Annotated in this window: 27 protein-coding genes and 1 tRNA gene; 19 read left to right on the top strand and 9 right to left on the bottom strand. The window is 64.6% G+C overall.

Annotated features, from left to right (window positions below):
* Window position 1: 1 nt before the first annotated feature.
* The 3 genes from LOZ74_RS02050 to LOZ74_RS02040 all read right to left on the bottom strand — a co-directional run bounded on the left by LOZ74_RS02050 (window position 2) and on the right by LOZ74_RS02040 (window position 3,877).
* On the bottom strand, window positions 2-1,912 hold the full coding sequence (locus LOZ74_RS02050; RefSeq protein ID WP_230292675.1) for a transglycosylase domain-containing protein: 1,911 nt from the start codon (window positions 1,910-1,912) through the stop codon (window positions 2-4).
* A gap of 170 nt (window positions 1,913-2,082) precedes the next feature.
* The gene (cobS, locus tag LOZ74_RS02045; RefSeq protein WP_230292674.1) at window positions 2,083-3,069 is read right to left on the bottom strand and encodes a cobaltochelatase subunit CobS; all 987 of its coding nucleotides are present in this window, start codon (window positions 3,067-3,069) and stop codon (window positions 2,083-2,085) included.
* A 58-nt stretch (window positions 3,070-3,127) separates the two neighbouring features.
* Window positions 3,128-3,877 carry a helix-turn-helix domain-containing protein gene (locus tag LOZ74_RS02040; protein ID WP_230292673.1) on the bottom strand — a complete coding sequence of 250 codons (750 nt, stop codon included), beginning with the start codon at window positions 3,875-3,877 and terminating at the stop codon, window positions 3,128-3,130.
* A 96-nt stretch (window positions 3,878-3,973) separates the two neighbouring features.
* Between LOZ74_RS02040 and LOZ74_RS02035 the strand changes: the two genes are divergently transcribed.
* From LOZ74_RS02035 to LOZ74_RS02010, 6 genes are read left to right on the top strand one after another with little or no spacing between them, the layout of a single operon-like run.
* Window positions 3,974-4,654, top strand: a complete 681-nt coding sequence (locus LOZ74_RS02035; RefSeq protein ID WP_230292672.1) for a glutathione S-transferase family protein — start codon at window positions 3,974-3,976, stop codon at window positions 4,652-4,654.
* Window positions 4,654-5,007: a DUF1428 domain-containing protein gene (locus LOZ74_RS02030; RefSeq protein WP_230292671.1), complete on the top strand. Its 354-nt coding sequence runs from the start codon at window positions 4,654-4,656 to the stop codon at window positions 5,005-5,007. Before LOZ74_RS02035 ends, LOZ74_RS02030 begins: the two co-directional genes overlap by 1 nt.
* 28 nt (window positions 5,008-5,035) lie before the next feature.
* The gene (locus tag LOZ74_RS02025; RefSeq protein WP_230292670.1) at window positions 5,036-5,830 is read left to right on the top strand and encodes a VOC family protein; all 795 of its coding nucleotides are present in this window, start codon (window positions 5,036-5,038) and stop codon (window positions 5,828-5,830) included.
* Window positions 5,831-5,833: 3 nt separating this feature from the next.
* On the top strand, window positions 5,834-6,463 hold the full coding sequence (locus LOZ74_RS02020) for a glutathione S-transferase family protein (RefSeq protein WP_230292669.1): 630 nt from the start codon (window positions 5,834-5,836) through the stop codon (window positions 6,461-6,463).
* The gene (locus tag LOZ74_RS02015) at window positions 6,456-6,959 is read left to right on the top strand and encodes a VOC family protein (protein WP_230292668.1); all 504 of its coding nucleotides are present in this window, start codon (window positions 6,456-6,458) and stop codon (window positions 6,957-6,959) included. The genes LOZ74_RS02020 and LOZ74_RS02015 overlap by 8 nt, the downstream gene beginning before the upstream one ends.
* A 39-nt stretch (window positions 6,960-6,998) precedes the next feature.
* Entirely contained in the window at window positions 6,999-7,466 is a 468-nt protein-coding gene (locus LOZ74_RS02010) for an SRPBCC domain-containing protein (protein ID WP_230292667.1), read from the top strand.
* On the opposite strand, the gene LOZ74_RS02005 is transcribed toward LOZ74_RS02010, so the two are convergent.
* On the bottom strand, window positions 7,463-8,077 hold the full coding sequence (locus LOZ74_RS02005) for a J domain-containing protein (protein WP_230292666.1): 615 nt from the start codon (window positions 8,075-8,077) through the stop codon (window positions 7,463-7,465). The two genes, LOZ74_RS02010 and LOZ74_RS02005, sit on opposite strands and share 4 nt — an antisense overlap.
* Window positions 8,078-8,142: 65 nt before the next feature.
* On the opposite strand from LOZ74_RS02005, the gene LOZ74_RS02000 reads away from it, so the two are divergent.
* The 9 genes from LOZ74_RS02000 (at window position 8,143) to LOZ74_RS01960 (ending at window position 16,609) form a co-directional block, all read left to right on the top strand.
* Window positions 8,143-8,433 carry a BolA family transcriptional regulator gene (locus tag LOZ74_RS02000; protein WP_230279101.1) on the top strand — a complete coding sequence of 97 codons (291 nt, stop codon included), beginning with the start codon at window positions 8,143-8,145 and terminating at the stop codon, window positions 8,431-8,433.
* Window positions 8,434-8,511: 78 nt separating this feature from the next.
* Window positions 8,512-9,420 (top strand): pirin family protein, encoded by a 909-nt coding sequence (locus tag LOZ74_RS01995; RefSeq protein WP_230292665.1) that lies wholly within the window; start codon window positions 8,512-8,514, stop codon window positions 9,418-9,420.
* Window positions 9,421-9,484: 64 nt separating this feature from the next.
* Window positions 9,485-10,150: an ATP phosphoribosyltransferase gene (hisG, locus tag LOZ74_RS01990; protein ID WP_230279103.1), complete on the top strand. Its 666-nt coding sequence runs from the start codon at window positions 9,485-9,487 to the stop codon at window positions 10,148-10,150.
* Complete coding sequence (gene hisD / locus LOZ74_RS01985) at window positions 10,151-11,452, top strand: histidinol dehydrogenase (protein WP_230292664.1); 1,302 nt, start codon at window positions 10,151-10,153, stop codon at window positions 11,450-11,452.
* Entirely contained in the window at window positions 11,449-11,973 is a 525-nt protein-coding gene (locus LOZ74_RS01980; RefSeq protein ID WP_230292663.1) for a DUF1993 family protein, read from the top strand. The genes hisD and LOZ74_RS01980 overlap by 4 nt, the downstream gene beginning before the upstream one ends.
* Complete coding sequence (gene nusB, locus LOZ74_RS01975; RefSeq protein ID WP_230279106.1) at window positions 11,970-12,416, top strand: transcription antitermination factor NusB; 447 nt, start codon at window positions 11,970-11,972, stop codon at window positions 12,414-12,416. The genes LOZ74_RS01980 and nusB overlap by 4 nt, the downstream gene beginning before the upstream one ends.
* Window positions 12,368-13,342, top strand: a complete 975-nt coding sequence (thiL, locus tag LOZ74_RS01970) for a thiamine-phosphate kinase (protein ID WP_370638896.1) — start codon at window positions 12,368-12,370, stop codon at window positions 13,340-13,342. The genes nusB and thiL overlap by 49 nt, the downstream gene beginning before the upstream one ends.
* Window positions 13,343-13,434: 92 nt before the next feature.
* On the top strand, window positions 13,435-15,603 hold the full coding sequence (locus LOZ74_RS01965; protein WP_230292661.1) for a sodium-translocating pyrophosphatase: 2,169 nt from the start codon (window positions 13,435-13,437) through the stop codon (window positions 15,601-15,603).
* A 103-nt stretch (window positions 15,604-15,706) separates the two neighbouring features.
* Window positions 15,707-16,609: an acyl-CoA thioesterase II gene (locus LOZ74_RS01960; protein WP_230279108.1), complete on the top strand. Its 903-nt coding sequence runs from the start codon at window positions 15,707-15,709 to the stop codon at window positions 16,607-16,609.
* 55 nt (window positions 16,610-16,664) lie between these two features.
* Here the strand turns inward: LOZ74_RS01960 and LOZ74_RS01955 are convergent, their stop codons facing one another.
* From LOZ74_RS01955 to LOZ74_RS01945, 3 genes are read right to left on the bottom strand one after another with little or no spacing between them, the layout of a single operon-like run.
* A complete protein-coding gene (locus LOZ74_RS01955) occupies window positions 16,665-18,110 on the bottom strand; it encodes an SPOR domain-containing protein (RefSeq protein ID WP_230292660.1) in 1,446 nt (481 codons plus the stop codon).
* A gap of 27 nt (window positions 18,111-18,137) precedes the next feature.
* Entirely contained in the window at window positions 18,138-18,875 is a 738-nt protein-coding gene (locus LOZ74_RS01950) for a hypothetical protein (protein ID WP_230292659.1), read from the bottom strand.
* A 10-nt stretch (window positions 18,876-18,885) separates the two neighbouring features.
* Complete coding sequence (locus tag LOZ74_RS01945) at window positions 18,886-19,605, bottom strand: ParA family protein (RefSeq protein ID WP_230293782.1); 720 nt, start codon at window positions 19,603-19,605, stop codon at window positions 18,886-18,888.
* A gap of 239 nt (window positions 19,606-19,844) precedes the next feature.
* Here LOZ74_RS01945 and LOZ74_RS01940 point away from each other — a divergent pair, with 239 nt between their 5' ends.
* The 3 genes from LOZ74_RS01940 (at window position 19,845) to LOZ74_RS01930 (ending at window position 21,104) form a co-directional block, all read left to right on the top strand.
* The gene (locus LOZ74_RS01940; protein WP_230292658.1) at window positions 19,845-20,018 is read left to right on the top strand and encodes a bacterioferritin-associated ferredoxin; all 174 of its coding nucleotides are present in this window, start codon (window positions 19,845-19,847) and stop codon (window positions 20,016-20,018) included.
* A gap of 163 nt (window positions 20,019-20,181) precedes the next feature.
* Window positions 20,182-20,670: a bacterioferritin gene (gene bfr / locus LOZ74_RS01935; RefSeq protein WP_230292657.1), complete on the top strand. Its 489-nt coding sequence runs from the start codon at window positions 20,182-20,184 to the stop codon at window positions 20,668-20,670.
* Between the two features lie 29 nt (window positions 20,671-20,699).
* The gene (locus tag LOZ74_RS01930; RefSeq protein WP_230292656.1) at window positions 20,700-21,104 is read left to right on the top strand and encodes a hypothetical protein; all 405 of its coding nucleotides are present in this window, start codon (window positions 20,700-20,702) and stop codon (window positions 21,102-21,104) included.
* 13 nt (window positions 21,105-21,117) lie between these two features.
* Here LOZ74_RS01930 and der read toward each other — a convergent pair whose 3' ends face one another.
* Complete coding sequence (der, locus tag LOZ74_RS01925; protein ID WP_230293781.1) at window positions 21,118-22,497, bottom strand: ribosome biogenesis GTPase Der; 1,380 nt, start codon at window positions 22,495-22,497, stop codon at window positions 21,118-21,120.
* 61 nt (window positions 22,498-22,558) lie between these two features.
* Window positions 22,559-22,885, bottom strand: coding sequence for a DUF3297 family protein (locus tag LOZ74_RS01920; protein WP_230292655.1), 327 nt, complete (start codon window positions 22,883-22,885; stop codon window positions 22,559-22,561).
* 113 nt (window positions 22,886-22,998) lie between these two features.
* On the opposite strand from LOZ74_RS01920, the gene LOZ74_RS01915 reads away from it, so the two are divergent.
* Window positions 22,999-23,073: transfer RNA gene (locus LOZ74_RS01915), tRNA-Val, on the top strand.
* Window positions 23,074-23,100: the final 27 nt, after the last annotated feature.

Here is a 23,100-nt window from a genome sequence, read left to right as displayed (position 1 = left end):
GTCAGGCGCCGGGCACGGCACGTTGCATAAAGGCCTTCCAGATGCGCGCAGGCGCGTCGCCGCCCGACAGGCCGGTGCGGTCCTTGTCGTCCGCCTCGGCATAGACCCACACGCCCGCGACGATGCCGCCGGCCCAGCCGACGAATACGGCATTGCGGTTCTGCTGGCTGGTGCCTGTCTTGCCGAAATTCGGGATGCCCAGCCGCGCCGCCTTGCCCGTGCCGTCGTTCACTGCCGCGCGCAGCATATCGGCCATCTGGGTGCGCACCCGCGGGTCCAGCCGGTATTTGCCCGAATGGTCGATCCACTGCCCGTCGGCATCGACGACCGCATAGGGCACCACCGGATATTCCCCCCGCGCCACGCCCGCATAGGCCGCCGTCAGTTCCAGCAGCGACACATCCGCCGTGCCCAGCGGGATCGAGGTATCGTTGGGGTCCATCTGCGCCGAAATGCCGAAGCGCTGCGCCAGATCGACGACTGCGTCGCCGCCGATCCCCTCATACAGGCGCGTCGCCGCCACATTGCTCGATTTCGCAAAGGCGCGTTCCAGCGTGATATTGCCTTCGTAGTGCTCGCCCGAATTGCGCGGGCCACCGGCCAGCGGCGTATCGGCCACGACGGTGCCCGGCGTCATCCCCGATTCCAGCGCGGCGAGCCAGACGAATATCTTGAAGGTCGACCCCGGCTGACGCCCTGCCAGCGCATGGTTGAACTGGTTCGAATTATAATCCTTGGACCCCACCATCGCCAGCACCGCGCCATCGGGCCGCATGGCGACGATGGCGACTTGCGCATCGCCCACATTCACCGATTTCACCGCCGCTTCCGCCGCGCGCTGGATATCGACGTCGAGCGTCGTGGGGATGATCCGCGCATCGGGGTCATAGCCTTGCTTGGCCGCCTCTTGCCGGATCCAGTTGGTGAAATGCGCATAGCGCGGCAGATCGCGCTCACGCGTAAGGCGGAACTGTGCGGGGCCGATGGCGCGCGACTCCGCAGGGGTCAGATAGCCTGCGTCGACCATGGCCTGCTTCACAACCGCCGCGCGTTTCCTTGCCGCTTCGGGGTGGAAGCTGGGCGCGTAATTGCTCGGCGCCTTGGGAAGCCCTGCCAGCACCATGGCTTCGGCCGGGGTCAGCGCTTCGGGTGCCTTGTCGAAATAGCGCAGGGAAGCGGCGCGAATGCCATAGGAACGGTCGCCGAAATAAATCTTCGACAGGTAACGTTCGAGAATCTCGTCCTTGGTCAGCCATGCTTCAAGCCACAGCGCCGTCGGAATTTCCAGCAGCTTGCGGCCCATGGTCTGGTCGTGCGTGAAATAGGTCACCTTGGCCAGCTGCATGGTGATCGTCGAACCGCCCTGCCGCGTGCCCGAAAACAGGTTCGACACGAAAGCGCGCGCCATGCCGCGCGGATCGATGCCCCAATGCGACCAGAACCGGCGATCCTCGGTCGCGATAAAGGCGTTCACCACGTGATCGGGCAGCAGTTCCGCCTCTACCGGCGCCAGCACGACATCGCCGCCCCGCGCAATCGGTTCGCCCTTCTGGCTGACCAGCACATAGGGATCGCCATGCGGCTCCAGCGTGCGTTCCACCGGCTTGGTCAGCGCCAGCCAGCCGACCAGCGCCAGCACCGCCACCGCCGCGCCGATCGCCAGCCATTTGATGAACAGATAGGCCAGCCTGAACGGCAGGACGAGCAGCCACAGGCACCCCCTCGCCGTGCGCCCGGCCAGCGACGGCCCCCTCGGTTCGGGCGGAACGGCATCGCCGTCCAGTCCGTCGAGGTCGTAATCCGCCTCGGTCCGGTAGAATTCCTCGTCCAGCGAATCGGGTTCCGCCCCGCGATGGCGGCGCGAACTGGCGATAATGTCCCGTGCCTGAGAGAGGAGATCGCGGTTCTTCACGCTGGCGAACTAGCAGCCGCAATCTTTCGCGGCGATGAGCGGTGGCCGGTAGTCGACAGCTTGTTGGAAGCAAATTGGCATCACGCGCCCAAGGCTAAACCCCTGCGCGTGCTGCACAAGTGCCGTTTATCGAGCCATATGGGCCGTTGATTGGCCCGAACGCACGCGTTTCAGGCGCGCCCGACCACGCTTTCGGGCAGATCCACGCCGAACACGCGCTGGTAATATTCGGCCACCAGCATACGCTCCGTCTCGTCACATTTGTTGAGGAACGAGAGGCGGAACGCGAATCCGATATCGCCAAAGATTTCCGCGTTCTGCGCCCAGCTGATCACCGTGCGCGGGCTCATCACCGTAGAGATGTCGCCATTGATGAAGCCCTGCCGCGTCAGATCGGCGGTGCGCACCATCTTGGCGAGCGTTTCCTTTGGCGTGTTCGGCACCTTGGTGGACACGATGGTCACCTCGGTATCCTCGGGCAGATAGTTCAGGCCCACCACGATGTTCCAGCGGTCCATCTGGCCCTGGTTGATCGCCTGCGTGCCGTGATAAAGCCCGCTGGTATCGCCCAGCCCCACCGTGTTGGCGGTGGCGAACAGGCGGAAATACGGGTTCGGCCGGATCACGCGGTTCTGGTCCAGCAGGGTCAGCTTGCCCGCGGTTTCCAGCACGCGCTGGATCACGAACATCACGTCGGGACGGCCCGCATCATATTCGTCGAACACCAGCGCGGTCGGCGTCTGCAGCGCCCAAGGCAGCAGGCCTTCGCGGAATTCGGTCACCTGCAGCCCGTCGCGCAGCACGATGGCATCGCGGCCGACAAGGTCGATACGGCTGATATGCGCGTCGAGATTGATACGGACGCAAGGCCAGTTCAACCGCGCCGCAACCTGTTCGATATGGGTCGATTTACCCGTGCCGTGATAGCCCTGCACCATCACGCGGCGGTTAAAGGCAAAGCCCGCGAGAATCGCCAGAGTGGTATCCGGATCGAAGACATAGGCCTCGTCCGTGTCGGGCACACGTTCGTCCGCACGGGAAAAGGCAGGCACTTTCATATCGATGTCGATCCCGAACGTCTCGCGGACGTCAAGCTCGATATCGGGGGCCTGCAGCAGGGTTTCGTGGCTGTTGGTGTTCTGGATCAGTTCGTTCATCGCGGGCACGGGTTATACGCGCCGATGCTGGCGGGCAAGGGGCTTGCTGCAACCGCGTTTATCGCATTGCGGTATCGTCAGGCGGCGCGATCTTGGGCGGCAGGGAGAAAACGGCGGCAAAGCGCAGCGCGGCGTCGCGGTCGCCATGGATCGACAGGCCGGTCGTGGCGGCCACTTCATCGGGATCGCGCTTGCCATAGAATAGCGGCAGGATCGCGCCAGCGGCAGGCGCGCGGAAAAGCGCATCGACGCCTGCCAAATCCTCGGCGCGGCGTATGGCCAGCTTGCCATGGGCCAGTTCGGCGATGAAACGATCGGCTCCGAAATCGAACCCGATCCGCGCCGCCAGCCCCGCCGCTTTTGCCGGATCGAGCATGGTGCGCAGCGACAGCATCGCCGACACCGACGTCAGCGGCAGGGTCGGATCGTGCAGCGGCGAACGGACCGACCAGCGGCCCAGTTCCTGCATGAAGGGCTCTGCCATATAGCCCCATTCGGACAGCTCATAGACCTGGCTGGCGGCGGGCGGCGGCAGTTTCCGGCGGATCAGCACGCCCAGTTCCTCCAGCCGCGCCAAACGCTCTGTCAGCACCTTGGCGCTGATTCCGGGCAATGCGGCGCGAATATCGGAAAAACGGCGTGCGCCCAGCATCAGTTCGCGCATGACATGCATCGACCAGCGTTCGCCGATCAGTTCGAACGCAAAGCTGGCAGCGCAGGCATCGGCATACCAGCGGCCATGTGCCGAAGGGGCCGTGGCGGTACCGGGTTCGGCCTGCCGCGCATTACTTTCATTTTGAAACTTCATGGTTGCTTTTTGTAACTCATGCACGCACGACTCGCAAGCAGAGGGCGACGCGGCGATTCGTGCGCAGGCCCGAAAACAGCGGATAGAGGAGCCTGCATGCCCGTCACGCCCGACGCCGATATCGAGATCAGCGGCTATAACTGGGTGCCGCCCTTTGCCGCCGGTTTCGTTCGCGATCTGCGCGCACGCTGGTTCTGCGAAGAGGTCGGTCTTCCCTATCGCCAGCGGCTTATCAGCGTGATGGACAAGCCTGCCGACTGGCGTAGCGAGCAGCCGTTCGGCCAGGTGCCCGTCCTGCGCGATGGCGAAATCCATCTGTTCGAAAGCGGCGCGATCCTGCTGCATCTGGCGGAAAAGACGGGCCGGCTGCTGCCCGCGACTGGTCAGGCGCGGGCCAATGTGCTGTCGTGGCTGTTCTCCGCCTATAACAGCGTGGAGCCGGTGCAGTTCGAATTGACGGCGATAGAGGTGTTCAATCCCGACAAGGAATGGGCAAGGCTGCGCCGCCCCGAGGTGCAAAAGAACCTGCACAAGCGGCACAAGGCGTTGGGAGAAGCTTTGGCCGACCGCGACTGGCTGGCGGGCGATTTCTCGATCGCGGACATCGCCATGGTATCGGTCCTGCGGTCAAGTGTAACGCTTGGAACGCTCGAAAATCATCCGACACTGACCGCCTATGTCGAACGCGGCACGGCGCGCCCTGCATTCCAACGCGCACTGGCCGACCAGATGGCCGGTTTCGACGACCTGTTCGCACCAAAGATGGAGAAAGCGTGATGTATATTCAGGGCTTTGTGATTCCCGTCCCCGCAGAGAAGAAAGACGCCTATCTCGCGGTTGCCGACCGGTTCGACAGCTGGCTGATGGAACACGGCGCGACCGAAGTGGTCGAGGCTTGGGAAGAGCGGGTGGAGGACGGAAAGCAAACCGATTTCCGCCGCGCCGTCGCCGCGGTCGAGGGGGAAAAGATCGTCTTCTCATGGGTTATCTGGCCCGACCGCGAAACGGCCGAAGCCGCCGAAAAGGCGATGGAAGGCGATCCGATCATGGCCGAAATGGGCGAAATGCCGTTCGACGGAAAGCGCATGATCTGGGGCTGCTTTGCCCCTATTCTCGAACGGGGTCGCTGAAACCCCGATACAAAGCGGGAGAGTGCAAATGGGCAACCGCCATGGAGAGCCGGTCTGGTACGAGCTGATGTGCCGCGACCTGTCGGTCACCGAGCCGTTTTATGCTGCCGTCGTGGGCTGGAATTTCGTCGATACGGGCATGGATAACGCGCCGGGCTATCGCTTTATCAGGCATGGCGCGGGCGATTACGACGCCATGGGCGGTGCGCTGGCGCTTACCGACGAGATGCTGGCGGGCGGGGCAAGGCCAATGTGGGCGGTCTATTTCGCGGTCGAGGACGTCGATGCGACCGTCGCCGCCATCACCGCACGGGGCGGCAGCGTGCTGATGCCCGCCTTCGATCTGGAGCATGTGGGGCGCATGGCCTTTGTCGCCGATCCGCAAGGCAATCCGTTTTATGTGATGCGCGGTTTTTCCGACATGGAAAGCAGGGTTTTTGGAGAAACCGGCGAGGACACCGGCCTGTGCGGCTGGAACGAGCTGATCACGCCCGATGTCGAACCGACGCTGGGCTTTTACCGCGATATCCTGCGTTTCGACACGGAAGAACGCATGCCGATGGGCCCCGAACTGGGCGATTACGTATTCCTGAAAACGGGCGAGAGCATGATCGGCGCGGCCATGATGAAAACGCCCGACAGCCCCGCCGGCTGGCGCTTCTATTTCCGCATCGCCGATATCGAAGCTGGCAAGGCCGCAGTCGAGGCCAATGGCGGGACCGTGGTTTTCGGACCGATGGAAGTGCCGGGCGACGAGATGATCATCATTGCACTCGACCCCGAAGGCACGATCTTTGGCCTCGTCGCACCGAAAAAGGACTGACCCATGGCCGACATCAGCTTCTTCCATAATCCGATGAGCCGGGGCCAGATCGCCCATTGGGCCCTGCACGAGTCGGGGGTCGATTTCGATATCGTGCCGGTGGAGTGGGACGCCAAGCCCGAAACGCTGCTGGCCGCCAACCCGATGGGCAAGATCCCGACCATCGTCCACCACACGCCGTCACGCGACATCGCCGTGACCGAAGCGCCCGCGATCTGCCATTATCTGGCCGTAATCGCTCCCGACAAAGGCCTGCTGCCGCGCGAGGAAGAAAGCGGCGACTACTTTCGCTGGATGTTCTTTGCCGCGGGGCCGCTGGAACAGGCGATCATCGCCAAAAGCATGGGTTGGAATGTGCCCGACGGCCGCGCCGGCATGGTCGGTTTCGGCAGCTATGACCTGACGGTCGCCACGCTGGAAGACTGGCTGGCAACGCATGATTACGCCTGCGGTACGCGTTTCACCATGGCCGATGTCTATGTCGGTTCCGCCGTCGACTGGGGGCTGGCATTCGGCACATTGCCCGACCGCCCCGCCTTTGCCGCCTATGCCGAACGGCTGCGCGCCCGCGACGCCTATCGCGCTGCCAAGGCAAAGGACAATGCCGCCATCGCGGAGAAGCAGAATGGCTGACATCGCCCACGATCCGGCCAGCGCCAGCGCGACCGTGTGCCTATGGTTCGATGGCGAGGCAGAGGCCGCCGCGCATTTCTATGCCGCCACTTTCCCCGACAGCGCGATGGGAAGCATCCAGCGTGCCTCTGCCGATTTCCCGGGCGGCAAGGAGGGCGATGTGCTGGTGGTCACGTTGAAAATCTGCGGACTGTCGTTCCTGCTGCTGAATGGCGGGCCTGCCTTTCGACCCAATGAAAGCTTCTCGCTGCAGATCCATACCGATACGCAGGAGGAGACCGACCGGCTGTGGACTGCGATCACCGGCTTTGGCGGACAGGAAAGCGCCTGCGGCTGGTGCAAGGACCGGTGGGGATACAGCTGGCAGATTACGCCCCGCGCGCTGACCCGCGGCATGGCCGATCCCGACCCCGCCGCCGCGAAACGGGTGATGGAAGCGATGATGACCATGGGCAAGATCGACATTGCCGCGATCGAGTCTGCCCGGCGGGGTTAACCGGGGCGGATGGTCGGCGCAGACGAACGGAGATACCCGATGCACGAGCTGACAATCACCCGCCACATCGCCGCGCCGCTCGAAACCGTCTGGGCGGTGATGGCCGACCGGCAGGAGGAATGGTGGTGCCCCAAGCCGTGGTCGATCACCATGATCGCGCAGGAACGCCGCGCGGGCGGGCGCAGCGCGATGGTGATGCACGGCCCCGATGGCGAGGAAATGCCACAGGAAGGCGTGATGCTGGAATGGGTCGACGGCGTGCGCTTTACCACCACCGATGCGCTGCGGATCGATCCTGCAACGGGCGGCTTCGTTCCGGCGGACCCGTTCATGATCGGTTGCTGGGAAATCGCGCCCGACGGGTCGGGCACGGCCTATACCGCCAGCGCGCGGCACTGGAGCGCGGAAGCGATGGAGAGCCACCGCGAGATGGGGTTCGAGGACGGCTGGGGCGCCTGCGCCGACCAGCTTGCCGCCATTTGCGAGGCCGAAAGCGCCCGCAGCTAAGCGAAATGACGCGCCTTGCGCAGATGTTGATAGGCATCGACCACGCCCTGCAGCCGCTGTTCATGGCTGCGGTCGCCGCCATTGCGGTCCGGGTGATAGCGGCGCACCAGTTCGGAGTACCGGCGCCGAAGCGCGGGCCGGTCGGCATCGTATGACAGGCCCAGCACGTCCATAGCCTCGCGGTCGGCACCCGAAAGGCCCGAACCGCGCGCTTTTTCGGCCCGTTCCCAATCCTGCCGCGCCCGGCTTTTGATATTGCGCGCACGGGCGGAGATCGCATCGAGCGGATCGTCGAAATCGGCCCAGCGCGGCATGCCGTCGATGCCGGCGGTGGCGGAAAAGGCGCTGCGACCGCGCGATCCCCCTGCCCCCCAGCCATAGGCGGGCGATTGGGCGTCGAGTATCTCGTCCGCGCTCATCCCGTCGAAAAAATCATAGCCCGCATTGAACGCGCGCACGTGATCGAGACAGAACCAGCGCCACTCGCCCGGCCCGTCGAATCCCGACGGGCGCGAACCCGGCGCGCGGAATTCGCCTGCCTCTTCGCAACCCGGCGCATCGCAGTCGCGCCCCTTATTCTCGAATCGCCCGTGGAACCTGTCTTGCTTCATCGCCCTTGAGATGAGGGCGCGAGCACCCAAATGGAAGCCCCCGAAGCCGACACGAAAGCCAATCCATGCCCGAAACCGGACCGATCGAAGGCGAAATCCGCCAGCTTTTGACCGATGCCTTTACCCCCGAAACGCTGATCGTTTCGAACGACAGCGCGATGCATTCGGGCCATGCGGGCGACGATGGCAGCGGGGAATCGCATTTCTCGGTCCTGATCCGCGCCGCCGCCTTTGACGGTGTGGGCCGCTTGCAGCGCCAGCGCATGGTGCTGGCCGCGCTGGGCGATATTCCCGGCCAGCGGGTCCATGCCTTCGCCATCAGGGCGCTTGCACCTGCCGAGCCGCTACCCGCCTGATTCGCGCCATTCCCAACCGCGCGGCGCAGGCGTATCGTGCCGCCTTATCCGGCATACCGATCAGGAGCAGGCCGAGTCATGAGCGAATTGTCACCCGAAACCGCCATCGCCCTGCAAGTCGATCCGGTCAGCCACGATCTGGGCGCGTTCGACGTGCGCCGGGCCGTGCCGCAGCCGAAATGCCGCATGGTCGGGCCTTTCGTGTTCATCGACCAGTTCGGCCCGGCGCAATATGACATCGGCAAGGGCATGGATGTACGCCCGCACCCGCATATCGGCCTGTCGACCGTGACCTATCTGATGCAGGGCGCCATCGATCACCGCGATTCGCTGGGCAGTTTCGCCACGATCCGCCCCGGCGCGGTCAATCTGATGACGGCGGGCAGCGGCATCGTGCATTCCGAACGCTCGCCCCAATCGGAGCGCGACGCGGGCGGCAAAATCTATGGCACGCAGACATGGCTGGCCCTGCCCGATGCGCTGGAGGAAACTGCCCCTGCCTTCGAGAGCGTGGCAGCAGGCGATCTGCCGGTGATCGAGGATACATGCGCCAAGGCGCGCGTGATCATGGGCAGCCTGTGGGGCGTGACAGCGCCCACCACCTGCCACGCCGCCACGGTCAATGCCGACATCATCCTCGGCGCGGGCGGCGCGATGCCGATCGATGCCGATGCCGACGAACGTGCCCTGCTGCTGGTCGAGGGCGAGGCGGAGGTCGATGGCGAACCGCTGGCCCTGTTCACGCTGGCCGTCTTGCGCCCGGGCCGCGCCATGGTCCTGCGGTCGGGCAGCGGCGCACGCGTTGTGCTGATGGGCGGAGAGGCGATGACCCGCCGCCACGTCTGGTGGAACTTCGTGTCGTCGTCGCGCGACCGGATCAATCAGGCCAAGGATGACTGGCGCGCGGGCAGGTTCCCCAAGGTGCCGGGCGACGAGGAAGAGTTCATCCCCCTGCCCGACGTGCCGAAAACCGTCAGCTATCCGTAACGCCCGTTCGCGACATACCCATTCGATTGCGCATTTCCGCCGCATTGCGTAGAGGGCGGCCATCATGACCCAGCCGCTGACATTCGCCGTGCCCAAGGGCCGTATCCTCGACGAAGCGCTCCCGTTGATGGCGCGTGCCGGAATCGTGCCCGAGGCGGGGTTTCACGACAAGAAGAACCGGTCGCTGTCTTTCGCCTGCGAAGACCCGTCGATGCGGCTGATCCGCGTGCGCGCATTCGATGTCGCCACCTTTGTCGCCCATGGCGCGGCGCAGGCGGGGATCGTGGGCTCCGACGTGATCGAGGAATTCGATTATCCCGACCTCTATGCGCCGGTCGATCTGTCGATCGGTCATTGCCGCCTGTCCATCGCGGAACCCCGGGATGCCGCCCCGACCGAATTGCGCAATGCCAGCCATTTGCGCGTCGCGACCAAATACCCGAACCTGACCCGCCGCTGGTTCGAAGCGCGCGGCATTCAGGCGGAATGCGTCAAGCTGAACGGCGCGATGGAGCTGGCGCCGATGCTGGGCCTTGCCAACCGGATCGTCGATCTGGTCTCCACAGGCACCACATTGCGCGAAAACGGGCTGGTCGAAACCGCCGAGCTGCTGCCGGTTTCGGCACGGCTGATCGTCAATCGCGCGGCGCTGAAAACCGATAGCGCGCGTCTGGGCCCGCTGATCGAGAAGTTCCGCGCACTAGCCGCACAGCCGCTGGAAGCCGCATAAATGAAGCGTCTGAAATCCAGCGATCCCGATTTCGCCAAGGCCTTTGCCCGCATCGTCACCGACCGGCGCGAAGCGGATGACGATGTCAGCCGCGATGTCGCGAATATCATCGACCGCGTGAAAGCCGATGGCGATGCGGCGCTGGCCGATTACACGACGCGATTCGACCGCTGGACCCCCGCCAGCGATGACGACTGGCGCATTTCGAAAGAGGCTTGCGAAGCCGCTTTTCACGCGCTGGCGCCCGAACTGCGCGGCGCGCTGGAAACCGCGGCGACCCGCATCGCTGCCTATCACCGCGAACAATTGCCCGCGCGGCGCGATTACCGCGACGATCAGGGTGTGCGGCTGGGCGCGATCTGGCGGCCGGTGGATGCGGCAGGCCTGTATGTCCCCGGCGGGCGCGCGGCCTATCCCTCGTCCCTGCTGATGAATGCGATCCCCGCCAAGGTCGCCGGTGTCGAACGGCTGGTGATCGCAACGCCGACGCCCGGCGGACAGGTCAACGATCTGGTGCTGGCCGCCGCGCATCTGGCGGGCGTGGACGAGATCTGGCGCATCGGCGGCGCACAGGCGATCTCCGCGCTGGCCCACGGCACGAAACGCATCGCCCCCGTCGATGTCGTCACCGGCCCCGGCAATGCATGGGTGGCAGAGGCGAAGCGCCAGCTTTACGGCACGGTCGGCATCGACATGGTCGCAGGGCCCAGCGAAATCCTTGTCATCGCGGACAAGGATAATCGCGCGCGCCACATCGCTGCCGATCTGCTGAGCCAGGCCGAACACGATCCGATGGCGCAATCGATCCTGATCACCGACGACAATGATTTTGCCGACCGCGTGGCCGATGCCGTCGGCGTGGAACTGGCGCAGCTGGCCACCCGCCGCGTGGCCGAAGCAAGCTGGCGCGACCATGGCGTCATAATCGAGGTCGCCTCGCTCGACGAAGCGCCCGCGCTTGCCAATGCGCTGGCGGCAGAACATGTCGAGCTTGCAGTGGCGAACCCCGAACCCATGCTGGAATCGATCCGCCATGCCGGCAGCGTGTTCATCGGCCGCCACGCCCCCGAAGCAGTGGGCGATTATGTCGCGGGCCCCAACCACGTGCTGCCCACCGGCCGCCGCGCGCGTTTCGCCAGCGGGCTGTCCGTGCTCGATTTCATGAAACGCACCAGCTTTATCGAACTGGACGAGGCCGCGCTGGCCGCCATCGGCCCCGCCGCCGTCGCACTGGCCGAGGCAGAGGGGCTGCCCGCGCATGCCCGATCGGTCGCGCTGCGTCTGGAAGGAGCGAAGAAATGAGCCTGTCGCTACACGCCGCCACCATTCCCGCCTTTCTGCGCATGCTGGCCAATATGGACCATCTGATCGGCAAGGCCGAGGCATGGTGCGAGGCGAACGGCAAGACCGAAGCCGATATCTGCGCCGCGCGGCTGGCCGAGGATATGCTGGATTTCGCCTATCAGGTGAAATCGACCGTGGTGCATTCGGTAAAAAGCATCGACGGCATTCGCGCAGGCGTCTTTTCGCCCGATCAAAGCGAGCCGCCCAAGGATTTCGCAGGGCTGTGTGCCATTCTGGCCGATGCGCGCGAACAGCTTGCTGCCTTGACCGTGGAGGAAATGGACGCCCTCGGCGCGGCCGATATGGAATTCCGCATCGGCGACAGGCTGGTGGTGCCCTTTACGGGGCAGGAATTCCTGCTGTCGTTCTCCATCCCCAATTTCTATTTCCACGCGACCACCGCCTATGACATTTTGCGCCAGATCGGCGTTCCCATCGGCAAGCGCGACTATCTGGGACCGGACTGGACCAAGAAATGAATGCCAAATCGCAATCCCGCTCTGCCGCCCGCCTTGCCGCGGTGCAGGCGCTGTATCAGATCGATATGGAAGCAACGCCGCTTGCCCGCCTGCTCGACGAATTCCACCAGCACCGTCTGGGCAAGGAGATCGAGGACGAGCAATATGCCGATGCCGAGGTCGCCTTCTTCGACGATATCGTAAAAGGCGTCGATGCACGGCGTGAGGAGATCGACGGACTCATTGCGGGGAAGCTGGCCGAAGGCTGGTCGCTGGGCCGGCTGGACAAGACCATGGTGCAGATCCTGCGCTGCGGCACCTATGAACTGCTGGCGCGGCCCGATGTGCCCAAGGCGGCGGCAATCACCGAATATGTCGATGTCGCCCACGCCTTTTTCGAAGCGCGCGAGGCCAAATTCGTGAACGGCCTGCTCGACGCCATCGGCAAGGACGTGCGGGCCTGAGCGGTTCTGACATATCCGGCGAGGAAGCGTTCATCGCCGCCCTGCGCGAACTGGCGCATGATCCGGCGGCACGCGGCTTGATCGATGATGCGGCGGTGCTGGATGGCACCGGCCCCATGGTCGCCACCCACGATACCATGGTCGAAGGGGTTCACTGGCTGCCAGGCCAGGACCCTGCCGATGTGGCGTGGAAACTCGTCGCGTCGAACCTGTCCGATCTTGCCGCAAAATGCTGCCGTCCGGCGGGCCTGCTGCTCAGCTTCATGCTGGGCGATGCGTATTGGAACAGCCGTTTTCTGGCCGGTCTGGGCGATGCGCTGGCCGCATTCGATGCGCCGCTGCTGGGCGGCGATACGGTATCGCCCCCCGCGCCCGATGCGCCCAAGGTGATCGGGCTGACCGCACTTGGCCGCCCCATGCGCGATCCGCCGCCGTCGCGCGCCGATGCGCAGGCTGGCCAATCGCTGTGGCTTACCGGCCGGTGCGGCGCGGCGCTCGCGGGGTTCGAGGCTTTGCGCGCGGGCAACAGCGACGATGCGCTGACCGCCCCCTTCCGCCGCCCGGTGCCGCGATTGGCTGCGGGGCAGGCCCTGGCCGCAACGGTCGGCGCGATGATGGATGTGTCCGACGGGCTGCTACTCGATGCGCAGCGCATGGCCGATGCCAGCGCCGTGACCATCGCCATCGAAACTCGCCTCGTCCCCGTCCACCCCGCCCTCACCCGCCGCAAGCGCGAGGCGATGGCATGGGGCGATGATTACGAATTATTGTTCACCCTGCCCCGGGACGCGCACTGCCCCGTGGCCGACGATTCGGTCGGCGCCACCCGCATCGGCACGATCCTGCCGCGCGGCGCGCATAGTCTTTTGCTCGACGGATCGCCTCCGCCTGCGGGGCGGTCGCTGGGTTACCGGCACGGCGAATAATGAATGTGCGCTTGCGCAAGATCGTTTAGCGTGTAGCTTTCCCCGCCACGACGCCCGCAAAAGGGCGCGATAAACATAGGAGGGGATGCGAAGTGAACCTTGTCACGATCGCGATTGCACTCGGCCTTTTGGCCGTCATCTATGGATTCGTCACCAGCAGACAGGTTTTGGGCGCGGACGCAGGATCCGCGCGCATGCAGGAAATCGCCGCCGCCGTGCAGGAAGGGGCGCAGGCCTATCTGAAGCGGCAATATACCACCATCGCCATCGTCGGCGTGGTGGTTGCGGTGATCGTCGGCGTGTTCCTCGGGCCGGTCAGCGCGACAGGCTTCGTCATCGGCGCGGTCCTGTCGGGCGTGGCGGGCTTTATCGGGATGAACATCTCGGTCCGGTCGAACGTGCGAACCGCCGCTGCCGCGCAAAAGGGGCTGCAGAACGGGCTGACCCTGGCGTTTCGCGCGGGTGCGATCACCGGCATGCTGGTTGCGGGCCTTGCCCTGCTGGCAATTGCGGTGTTCTATTACTACCTGACCGCGATCGCCGGTTTCGGCGTGGGCACAGAAGACCGCACCGTCGTCGATGCGCTGGTCGCGCTGGCCTTTGGCGCGTCGCTGATCTCGATCTTCGCGCGACTGGGCGGGGGCATTTTCACCAAGGCAGCCGATGTCGGCGCGGACCTTGTCGGCAAGGTCGAGGCGGGCATCCCCGAAGACGACCCGCGCAACCCCGCGGTGATCGCGGATAATGTCGGCGACAATGTCGGCGATTGCGCGGGCATGGCGGCCGATCTGTTCGAAACCTATGTCGTCACCGTCGGCGCGACCATGGTGCTGACGGCATTGTTGCTGGCCGATACGGCGGGTGCCTTGCTGGGCAATCTTATGGTTCTGCCACTGCTGATCGGCGGGGCCTGTATCCTCACTTCCATCGTCGGCACCTATTTCGTGCGGCTTGGAGGCGGCACGAATATTATGGGCGCGATGTACAAGGGTTTCCTTGTCACTGCCGTGCTGTCGATCCCTGCCATCTGGTTCGTGATGCAAATGGCTCTGGGCGACATGAACAATGTCATCGGCGGCCAGACCATCAGCGGAGCCATGCTGGTGGTCGAGGACGGCAATATCGCCGAAGAAGGCCTGTCGGCGCAGGTTGCGGGCTTTACCGGATGGGACCTGTTCTGGTGTTCGATGCTGGGCCTTGTCATCACGGGGCTGATCATCTGGATCACCGAATATTACACCGGCACCAATTATCGCCCCGTGAAAAGCATCGCCAAGGCATCGGAAACGGGACACGGCACCAATGTCATCCAGGGTCTGGCCATCAGCCTTGAATCCACCGCGCTGCCCACCATCGTGATCGTTGCGGGCATCATCATCGCCTATCAGCTCGCGGGCCTGATCGGCATTGCCTATGGCGCGACCGCGATGCTGGCACTGGCAGGGATGGTCGTGGCACTGGATGCCTATGGCCCCGTAACCGACAATGCGGGCGGCATCGCCGAAATGGCGGGGCTGGACGACGATGTACGGGCCAAGACCGACGCGCTGGACGCGGTGGGCAACACTACCAAGGCCGTGACCAAGGGCTATGCCATCGGATCGGCGGGGCTTGCAGCGCTGGTGCTGTTCGCGGCCTATACGACCGACCTTGCGCATTTCTTCCCGAACCTCGACGTCGATTTCAGCCTTGAAAATCCCTATGTCATCGTCGGCCTGCTGCTGGGTGCTTTGCTGCCCTATCTGTTCGGCGCGATGGGGATGACCGCCGTGGGTCGCGCGGCGGGCGATGTGGTCAAGGATGTGCGCGACCAGTTCGCGGCAGACCCCGGCATCATGGCGGGAACGTCAAAGCCCGATTATGTCAGAACGGTCGATCTGGTGACCAAGGCCGCGATCAAGGAGATGATCGTGCCCTCGCTGCTGCCGGTGCTGGCGCCGGTCGCGGTCTATTTCGTGATTACGCTGGTCGCAGGCGCGCAGAACGGCTTTGCCGCGCTGGGCGCGCTGCTGCTGGGCGTGATCGTGGGCGGCCTGTTCGTGGCGCTGTCGATGACAAGCGGCGGCGGCGCGTGGGACAATGCCAAGAAATATATCGAAGACGGCAATCACGGCGGCAAGGGGAGCGAGGCCCACAAGGCCGCGGTGACCGGCGACACCGTGGGCGATCCGTACAAGGACACGGCGGGTCCCGCCGTGAACCCGATGATCAAGATCACCAATATCGTCGCCCTGCTGCTGCTGGCGGCACTGGCGGCCTGATCGCGCCGCAAGGCAAGGGAGCCCCCGTCCGGCGCGGTCCGGGCGGGGGTTCTTCTTTGCGCGGGCGATTGACGGAAACATCATGCGGGGCCATGCGCAATCTATGGAAGACGACGACAATCCCATGCCCGATACGATGAGCGAGGCGGAAAAGACCGCCGCCATCGTTCGCCTGCTGACATTGGACAAGCAGACCGACAACCATTTCCTCGGCCATCGCAAGCCGGGGGGCGTCGGTCGCATCTTTGGCGGACAGGTGGTCGCACAGGCCATGGCCGCCGCGCAAAGCACGGTCGATCCCGCGCGCCGCCCCCATTCGCTCCACGCCTATTTCCTGCGCGGCGGGGACGAGGATTATCGCATCGAATTTTCGGTCGAACGCGATTTCGACGGCGGCAGCTTTTCCAATCGCCGTGTGATTGCGGCGCAGAACGGCGTGCCGATCCTGAACCTGACGGCGTCGTTCCACCGGCACGAGGACGGGCTGTCGCACCAGATGCCGATGCCCGACGTGCGCATGCCCGAAGAGCTTGAGACCGAGGAAGAGGTGATGGCGCGGCTGGCACGCCCGATCAAGGAGATGATCGCCTTTCGCCGCAACCGCGCCTATGAAATCCGCATGCCGCCCATCACGGCAGAAGGGACATTGCACGACCGCGACCATGCCTATTTCTGGTTCCGGATCAAATCGCCCCTGCCCGACGATATGGCAATGCACCGGCTGGTGCTGGCCTATCTGTCCGATTACGGCCTGCTGTCCGCGCCGATGACGGTGCACGGGCGGGCATGGTGGCGCGGCGGGTTTCGCGGTGCCAGCCTTGACCATGCGGTCTGGTTCCATTCCGATGCGCGGATGGACGACTGGGTGCTCTATGCGATGGATTCGCCGTGGTCGGGCAATGCGCGGGGTTTCGGGCGTGGCATGTTCTTTACCCGCGACGGTCAGCTGATCGCATCTACCGCGCAGGAAGGGCTGATGCGCGTGGTCGAACCCAAAAGCGCATGAAAAAAGGGCGCCGCCTTTCCGGCCGCGCCCTTTCTTTCAAGGAAGTCCTCGATCCTTAATCAACCTTGGCCAGACGCGCCTTGTTCGTGCTGTTGCTGCCATTCGCCTGCGCGATCGGGATACAGCCATTGCCGCCTGCCTTCACGGCCGAACACATGGCGTTCGCGCCCTGACGGTCGAAACCGCCTGCGGCCACGCGCCAGTAATCCTTGCCGTCGACATTCGCCTTGGTGATCACCGGCTCTGCACCGCGCAGATTGGCATAGCGCGACTGGAACACTTTCCATCCGGCATTGGCCTGCTCGACACTGGCGTAAGAGCCAAGCTGCGCAATATGCGTGCCGCTGGCGGCGGGCGTGGGAAGCTGCGGCTTGGCTGCCGGTTTCGGAGCCGCCTTGGGCGCGGGTTTCGGCTGGGCCGCGGGCCTGGCCTGCGGAGCGGGCGCAGCCGCCACGCGAACCGGTTCCGGCGCGGGCTTGGCCACGGGCGCCGCTTTTGGCGCGGCTTCGGATGTCGCTGCCGAACTTGCGGGCAGCGAGGCGACCACAACCGGCTTCGGCGCATTGCGCGACGAAGGGACCGCTGCGGAAGCGGGCTTGGGCGCTTCGACCGGTGCGGGCTGCACCACTGCCAGCGAAACCGTCGACGGCTGGGCCGGAACGGCAGGCTTGGGATCTGCCTTTACGGGCGGCAATTCGGCATCGACCGGTTCTGCCGCGGCGACCATCACCGGCTTTGCCGCCGGAGCGGGCGCAGCCGCCATTTGCGGGGCCGGAGCCGCCTGCGGCATCGCGGGCGCCGAATTCGACAGCGCCAGATGCTGCGGCATGCCGGTATCGGCCACGGCCTCTGCCCCCATCAGCGCGGCGACGCGCTGGGCATAAAGGTCGGGACGGGCCGTGCTGGCCCATTCGGTCATGCGGTCGCCCAGCTCGCCTGCGGGCACATCCTGTGCCGCCATGGCGCGCGCCTCGCGCCAGCGCCCGTCGAGAGCGAAGGCATAGGCCAGATTCTGCCGGGACTTGGGCGTGTTATTGCCCGCGCGGATATCGGCAGAAATAATCTCCACGCCGCGTGCAGTTTCACCCGCCAGCGCCAGCGCCAGACCGCGATCGGCCGCGGGAAAGGCGCTGCCCTGCATATTGATGGTGCCGACGGCCAGCCGGTTCTCTCCCGAACCCGCTTGCGCCAGTGCCAGCATCAGCGCGGTGCGCGGCGAGGCATCGCCGAGTTCCACCGCTGCCGCCAGCGAATCGCGGGCCGACACCATGCGACCGGCCTTGAGATAGGCCTGCCCCAGCAGCACGCGCATTTCGGGGTCGCGCGGGCTCTCCACCACGGCGCGCTCGGCATAGGACACGGCCTTGTCGGCGTTTTCCTTGGCCAGCGCGGCCTCTGCCTTTTCGGCATTGTCGCGCGCGGCGGCACCCATGGGAAGCGCCATGGCAGTCGCGCCAGCCAGCGCGATGATCAGGGCGTTGCTGCGGATACGGGTCTTCATGATAAAGTCCTTACCTATCGCTGGCGGTCAGGCATTGCCCATCACGTGCGACGACGTGAAACCGCTTTTGGGCGTGGTGTCGACATAGCGCAGGATCGCACGCTCGGCGATTTCCACATCGCTGCATCCTTCGCGGGCGGCAGCATTGGCGATCTTTTCGCGCATGGCATGATCGGGATGCACCACCAGAACGGGGCCGCGACCAAAGATCATGGCGAACAGATGCACGAACATGGCACGCACATGGCCCAGCAGTCCGACGGGCGATTCGATTTCTTCCGCGACCGGCTCGGGGCGCGTGAAGGCGGGCTGTTCAAAGCTGGCCGTTGCGCCATTGGCAAAGGCGGGTTTCGGCGCAGGCGCCGCCGCCTCGCGCAGGCGGTTCTGCATCGCGCCGACAGGATTGGGCGCGGCGACCGGCGCGGGCGTCCAGCCCGGTTCTGCGCGCTGGTCCTCATCATAACCCTCGGCTTCGTCCCAATCGTCTCCGTTGGAATGAAGATAGAGCGAATCGGCCTTGTCGCTAACAGGCGTCAGCCCGATCACGCCATGGCTCTGGCCAGGCGCGTGGGCAGGCGTATCGCCCATGTCGTTCCAGCCGCAATCGTCCTCGGCACCCGTCAGCCAGCCCGAAAGGCCGGCCATGTTGCCGCTGCCGAAACCGGCCTGCTGAACCTGCGACTGGCGGCGCATGGCGGGTTTCGCCGCGCCTTTCTTGGCAAGCAATCCTGCGGGCATGGCGTCCATGGTCACTCCGTTCATCATCGCCCCCCGATTACGAACCGGCCGCGCGGCGGCCGAAACCGCCACCCGTGCGCGGCGTACCCATCGTAGGGGCAGCGCCCTGCTGGCCGGCGAACACATTGCGGCGGAAATTCTTTTCCAGACGCTCGGCAAGGAAGGCCCAGAGCTGTTCCATTTCCTGCGCCGAACGGCCGTGCGGATCGATTTCCATTACCGTGCGGCCATCGATCATCGAAGCGGCGAAATCGGTCCGGTGATGCAGCACCACCGGCGCGACCGTACCATATTGCGCCAGTGCGGCGGCGGCTTCCGACGTGATCCGCGCCTTTGACAGGGCAGAGTTCACGACGAACACCAGCGGCTTGTTCGCACGGGCGCAAATATCGACCGTGGCGCCCACGGCGCGCAGGTCATGCGGGCTGGGGCGCGTCGGCACGACAACCAGTTCCGCGACCGAAATCACCGACTGGATCGCCATGGTGATCGCGGGCGGCGTGTCGATCACGGCCAGCTTGAACCCCTGCTGGCGCAGCGTCGCCAGATCGTTTGCAAGGCGGGCGACGGCGGTCTGGGCGAATGCGGGGAATTCATCCTCGCGCTCGTTCCACCAGTCTGCCAGCGATCCCTGCGGGTCGATGTCGATAAGCACGACCGGACCGGCGCCGGCGCGCTGGGCCTGAACGGCCAGATGGCCGGACAGCGTGGTCTTGCCAGAGCCACCCTTCTGTGAAGCCAATGCGAGAACGCGCACCAAGAATCCCCCTGAACATTGCGGTCGAACGTCAATCTTGCCGTTCAAACCTAATTTTGGGTTAACCGATGGCAATATTCCCCAAGAACCGATGTAAAAAGTGAGTCGCAAGGGGGCCGCGCGGGTACGGAAATGTCGATCCCGGACGTGCTGTTGCAATTCACTCGCAGAGGTCTTGCTTTTGATATCCACTCGCATTAGTAAGGGATTCGAGAACAGCGAGAGGGTCTTATTCCACGATGATCATCTGCATCTGCAATGCCGTTCGCGAAGGCGATCTACGGGCTGCCGCACGCAGCTGTTCGGGCGATGCGGAAGCGGTCTATCGCTGCATGGGTGTCGAACCGCAGTGCCGCCAATGTCTGGACGAGGCTGCCGACATCTGCATGGAAGAGCGCGCCTGCGCGGCGTAATCCTTTCCCTCCCCTTTCGGAAAACCCGCGGAAACCCTTGCTAATTCGAACGTCTCGCAACAGGCGTTTATGCTTGCATGCCCGCCCCGCTATGCGCGAATAGAGGCGTGAAGCGGCCGGTTTGACCGGCCATGCGATGCCATCGAATGCAAGGAATACGGCCATGAAAAGCGATCCCAAAGTCGTCGAGTACCTGAACAAGGCGCTCACCAACGAGCTGACGGCGATCAACCAGTACTGGCTGCATTATCGCACGCTGCACCATTGGGGTATGCGCAAGCTGGCCGATTACGAACGCCACGAATCGATCGACGAGATGAAGCACGCCGACGTTCTGGCCGAACGCGTGCTGTTCCTTGACGGGCTTCCCAATTTCCAGGCGATCCACAAGCTGAAAGTGGGCGAAACGGTCGAGGAAATCCTGAAGGCCGATCTCGCGCTTGAGATGGAGGCGATCCCGCTGCTGCGCGATGCCATCGAATATTGCGAAAAAGTGCGCGACTATGTCAGCCGCGAGATTTTCGAACGCATCCTTGAAAGCGAGGAAGAGCATGTCGATTTCCTCGAAACGCAGTTCGACATGATCGAACGCATGGGCCTGCAGAACTATGTCCAGTTGCAAAGCCGGCCCGCTGGCGATGACGAGGAATAAGAGGTTGGCGTGACTGTAACGGGGGCAATGTGACATCGATCGGTGAGCCGCTGAGAAAGCAGCGGCAAGGCCGGTTCAAGGGGGCGATGATCCTCGCCATGGCGTTGCTGGCGATTACCGTGCTGGCAGCGATCTGGCTGGCGATCGCTGCCGATGCCCCCACGATCGTCGAAACCGACCCCGAAACAGGCACGCTGGTCATTTCCGGTCCCGAACAGGAATTCGTGGGCCGCGTGGACGGGCGCTATCAGGGACGGAACGTGTCGGTGATCGGCCTGCCGGCCTATGGCGAGCTGATCGAAAATGCCGAGGCCCTGGCGGCGATCTGCGCATTGCGCACCGATCCCACCGCGCAATGGTCCGAAAACAGCGAATCGCTGCGCGCCCATCTGAACGGGCCCGAACTCGACCGCTATTGCGTCACGGGGCCATAAAAACCCCGCGAAATCAGTCCTTATTGGCGTAGGGGTTCTTTGCGCTGCGCAGCATCAGGCGCACGGGCACGGCGCCAAAGCCCAGTTCGCGGCGGATGCCATTGACCAGATAGCGGCGGTAGCTTTCGGGTACATCGTCGAGCCGCGTGCCGAAGATCACGAAACGCGGCGGGCGGGCGCCGACCTGCGTGATATAACGCATCTTGATCCGCTTGCCGCCGGGCGCAGGTGGCGGATTGGCGGCAAGGGCATCGTCGAACCAGCGGTTCAGCGCCGCCGTCGGCACACGACGGTTCCACTGTTCACGAATGTCAAAGGCTGCCTGCAACAGCTGGTCGGTACCCTTGCCGGTCTTGGCCGATACAGCGACCAATGGCACGCCGCGCACCTGCGCCAGCCCTTCGTCCAGCGCGGCGCGGATGCCGTTGAACAAGGCCGACGGCTCTGCCGCCACGTCCCATTTGTTGATGGCGACGATCAGGGCGCGCCCTTCCTCGACAGCATGGGCTGCGATTTTCAGGTCCTGATGCTCCAGCCCCAGGGTCGCATCCAGCAGCAGCACCACGACTTCGGCGAAATCGACCGCGTGGCGCGCATCGGCCACCGCCATGCGCTCCAGCTTGTCGGTCACTCGGGCGCGCTTGCGCATGCCGGCGGTGTCGATCAGCTTCAGGTCGCGGATCTCGCCGTCGCGCGGATCGGTCCAGTGCCAGTCGATGGTGATCGAATCGCGCGTGATCCCGGCCTCGGGACCCGTCAGCAGCCGGTCTTCCTGCAGCAGCCGGTTGATCAGCGTCGACTTGCCCGCATTGGGGCGGCCCACGATGGCCAGCTTCAATGGGCCGAGCGGCTTTTCCTCACCGTCATCCTCGACCGGAAACGCGTCTTCCGGTTGCAAAGGGTCGAGAATAGGCAGGATCGCTTCGAACAGGTCTGCCACGCCTTCGCCATGCTCGGCCGACATCGCCACCGGGTCGCCAAAGCCCAATGCGAAACTTTCATACAGGCCCGCATCGCCCGCGCTGCCCTCGGCCTTGTTGGCGACCAGCACCACCGGCACGCTCTGACCGCGCAGCCAGCGGGCGATTTCCTCGTCCAGCGGTGTCAGCCCCGCGCGCGAATCGATCACGAACAGCGCCAGCGCCGCGCCGACCAGCGCCGCCTCGGTCTGCTTGCGCATCCGTCCGGGCAGCGTTTCGGCCTCGTCATCCTCCCAACCGGCGGTATCGACGATCTGGAATTTCAGGCCCAGCAGCTCCGCATCGCCGAAACGGCGGTCGCGCGTCACCCCCGGCTGGTCGTCGACCAGCGCAAGCTTCTTGCCGACGAGCCTGTTCCACAGGGTCGACTTGCCCACATTGGGGCGTCCGATGATGACGACTTCTGGTAGCATCATGCGAGAGGTGGCGTTTATCGCGCCACCTTGCAACTCAATTGCACGGCAGCGCCGATGTTCAGCCGGCTTTCGCGACCGGAGCGTCTTCGCCCAGATCCTCGAACCAGGCCTCGACCGGGCCGTTCAGCTTGATCGTCAGCGGGCGCCCCTTGCGGTCCATGGTCTTGCCCGCCTGCACGCGGACCCAGCCCTCGGAAATGCAATATTCCTCGATATTGGTGCGCACGGCGCCCTTGAAGCGGATGCCCACGCCGCGGCGCAGCACATCGCCATCGAAATGCCGGCTGCGCGGATCGATCGCCAGATGATCGGGCGGCACGTCGGGCCCGGTGGTGGCCGGTGCGGCCTCGGCCGCGGAATCGGGAGTGGTGTTGTCTTCGGTCATGTCGGTTCGGGCCTCTAGCGGTAACGGGATGCTTGTCAACGGCTTCGCGCTCTGGCAAAGGCGCGCCTCTGCCGACGCAAGGGTGATTCTTCTCGCCCTTTATGACCGTCAGCGGGCGCGTAGCTCAGTGGTAGAGCACACCCTTCACACGGGTGGGGTCGCAGGTTCAATCCCTGCCGCGCCCACCACGGATTGGGCGCCGCCCATAATTCGCT

Source organism: Croceicoccus sp. Ery5 (assembly GCF_020985325.1).
Classification (GTDB): Bacteria; Pseudomonadota; Alphaproteobacteria; order Sphingomonadales; family Sphingomonadaceae; genus Croceicoccus.
This window is presented reverse-complemented; position numbering and strand designations above follow the sequence as displayed.

What these genes read in the sequence shown, in the direction of transcription:
- cobS (WP_230292674.1), bottom strand. Translation starts at nt 3,069, where the DNA reads ATGAACGAACTGATCCAGAACACCAACAGCCACGAAACCCTGCTGCAG.
- LOZ74_RS02040 (WP_230292673.1), bottom strand. Translation starts at nt 3,877, where the DNA reads ATGAAGTTTCAAAATGAAAGTAATGCGCGGCAGGCCGAACCCGGTACC.
- LOZ74_RS02035 (WP_230292672.1), top strand. Translation starts at nt 3,974, where the DNA reads ATGCCCGTCACGCCCGACGCCGATATCGAGATCAGCGGCTATAACTGG.
- LOZ74_RS02030 (WP_230292671.1), top strand. Translation starts at nt 4,654, where the DNA reads ATGTATATTCAGGGCTTTGTGATTCCCGTCCCCGCAGAGAAGAAAGAC.
- LOZ74_RS02025 (WP_230292670.1), top strand. Translation starts at nt 5,036, where the DNA reads ATGGGCAACCGCCATGGAGAGCCGGTCTGGTACGAGCTGATGTGCCGC.
- LOZ74_RS02020 (WP_230292669.1), top strand. Translation starts at nt 5,834, where the DNA reads ATGGCCGACATCAGCTTCTTCCATAATCCGATGAGCCGGGGCCAGATC.
- LOZ74_RS02015 (WP_230292668.1), top strand. Translation starts at nt 6,456, where the DNA reads ATGGCTGACATCGCCCACGATCCGGCCAGCGCCAGCGCGACCGTGTGC.
- LOZ74_RS02010 (WP_230292667.1), top strand. Translation starts at nt 6,999, where the DNA reads ATGCACGAGCTGACAATCACCCGCCACATCGCCGCGCCGCTCGAAACC.
- LOZ74_RS02005 (WP_230292666.1), bottom strand. Translation starts at nt 8,077, where the DNA reads ATGAAGCAAGACAGGTTCCACGGGCGATTCGAGAATAAGGGGCGCGAC.
- LOZ74_RS02000 (WP_230279101.1), top strand. Translation starts at nt 8,143, where the DNA reads ATGCCCGAAACCGGACCGATCGAAGGCGAAATCCGCCAGCTTTTGACC.
- LOZ74_RS01995 (WP_230292665.1), top strand. Translation starts at nt 8,512, where the DNA reads ATGAGCGAATTGTCACCCGAAACCGCCATCGCCCTGCAAGTCGATCCG.
- hisG (WP_230279103.1), top strand. Translation starts at nt 9,485, where the DNA reads ATGACCCAGCCGCTGACATTCGCCGTGCCCAAGGGCCGTATCCTCGAC.
- hisD (WP_230292664.1), top strand. Translation starts at nt 10,151, where the DNA reads ATGAAGCGTCTGAAATCCAGCGATCCCGATTTCGCCAAGGCCTTTGCC.
- LOZ74_RS01980 (WP_230292663.1), top strand. Translation starts at nt 11,449, where the DNA reads ATGAGCCTGTCGCTACACGCCGCCACCATTCCCGCCTTTCTGCGCATG.
- nusB (WP_230279106.1), top strand. Translation starts at nt 11,970, where the DNA reads ATGAATGCCAAATCGCAATCCCGCTCTGCCGCCCGCCTTGCCGCGGTG.
- LOZ74_RS01960 (WP_230279108.1), top strand. Translation starts at nt 15,707, where the DNA reads ATGGAAGACGACGACAATCCCATGCCCGATACGATGAGCGAGGCGGAA.
- LOZ74_RS01955 (WP_230292660.1), bottom strand. Translation starts at nt 18,110, where the DNA reads ATGAAGACCCGTATCCGCAGCAACGCCCTGATCATCGCGCTGGCTGGC.
- LOZ74_RS01950 (WP_230292659.1), bottom strand. Translation starts at nt 18,875, where the DNA reads ATGATGAACGGAGTGACCATGGACGCCATGCCCGCAGGATTGCTTGCC.
- LOZ74_RS01940 (WP_230292658.1), top strand. Translation starts at nt 19,845, where the DNA reads ATGATCATCTGCATCTGCAATGCCGTTCGCGAAGGCGATCTACGGGCT.
- bfr (WP_230292657.1), top strand. Translation starts at nt 20,182, where the DNA reads ATGAAAAGCGATCCCAAAGTCGTCGAGTACCTGAACAAGGCGCTCACC.
- der (WP_230293781.1), bottom strand. Translation starts at nt 22,497, where the DNA reads ATGCTACCAGAAGTCGTCATCATCGGACGCCCCAATGTGGGCAAGTCG.
- LOZ74_RS01920 (WP_230292655.1), bottom strand. Translation starts at nt 22,885, where the DNA reads ATGACCGAAGACAACACCACTCCCGATTCCGCGGCCGAGGCCGCACCG.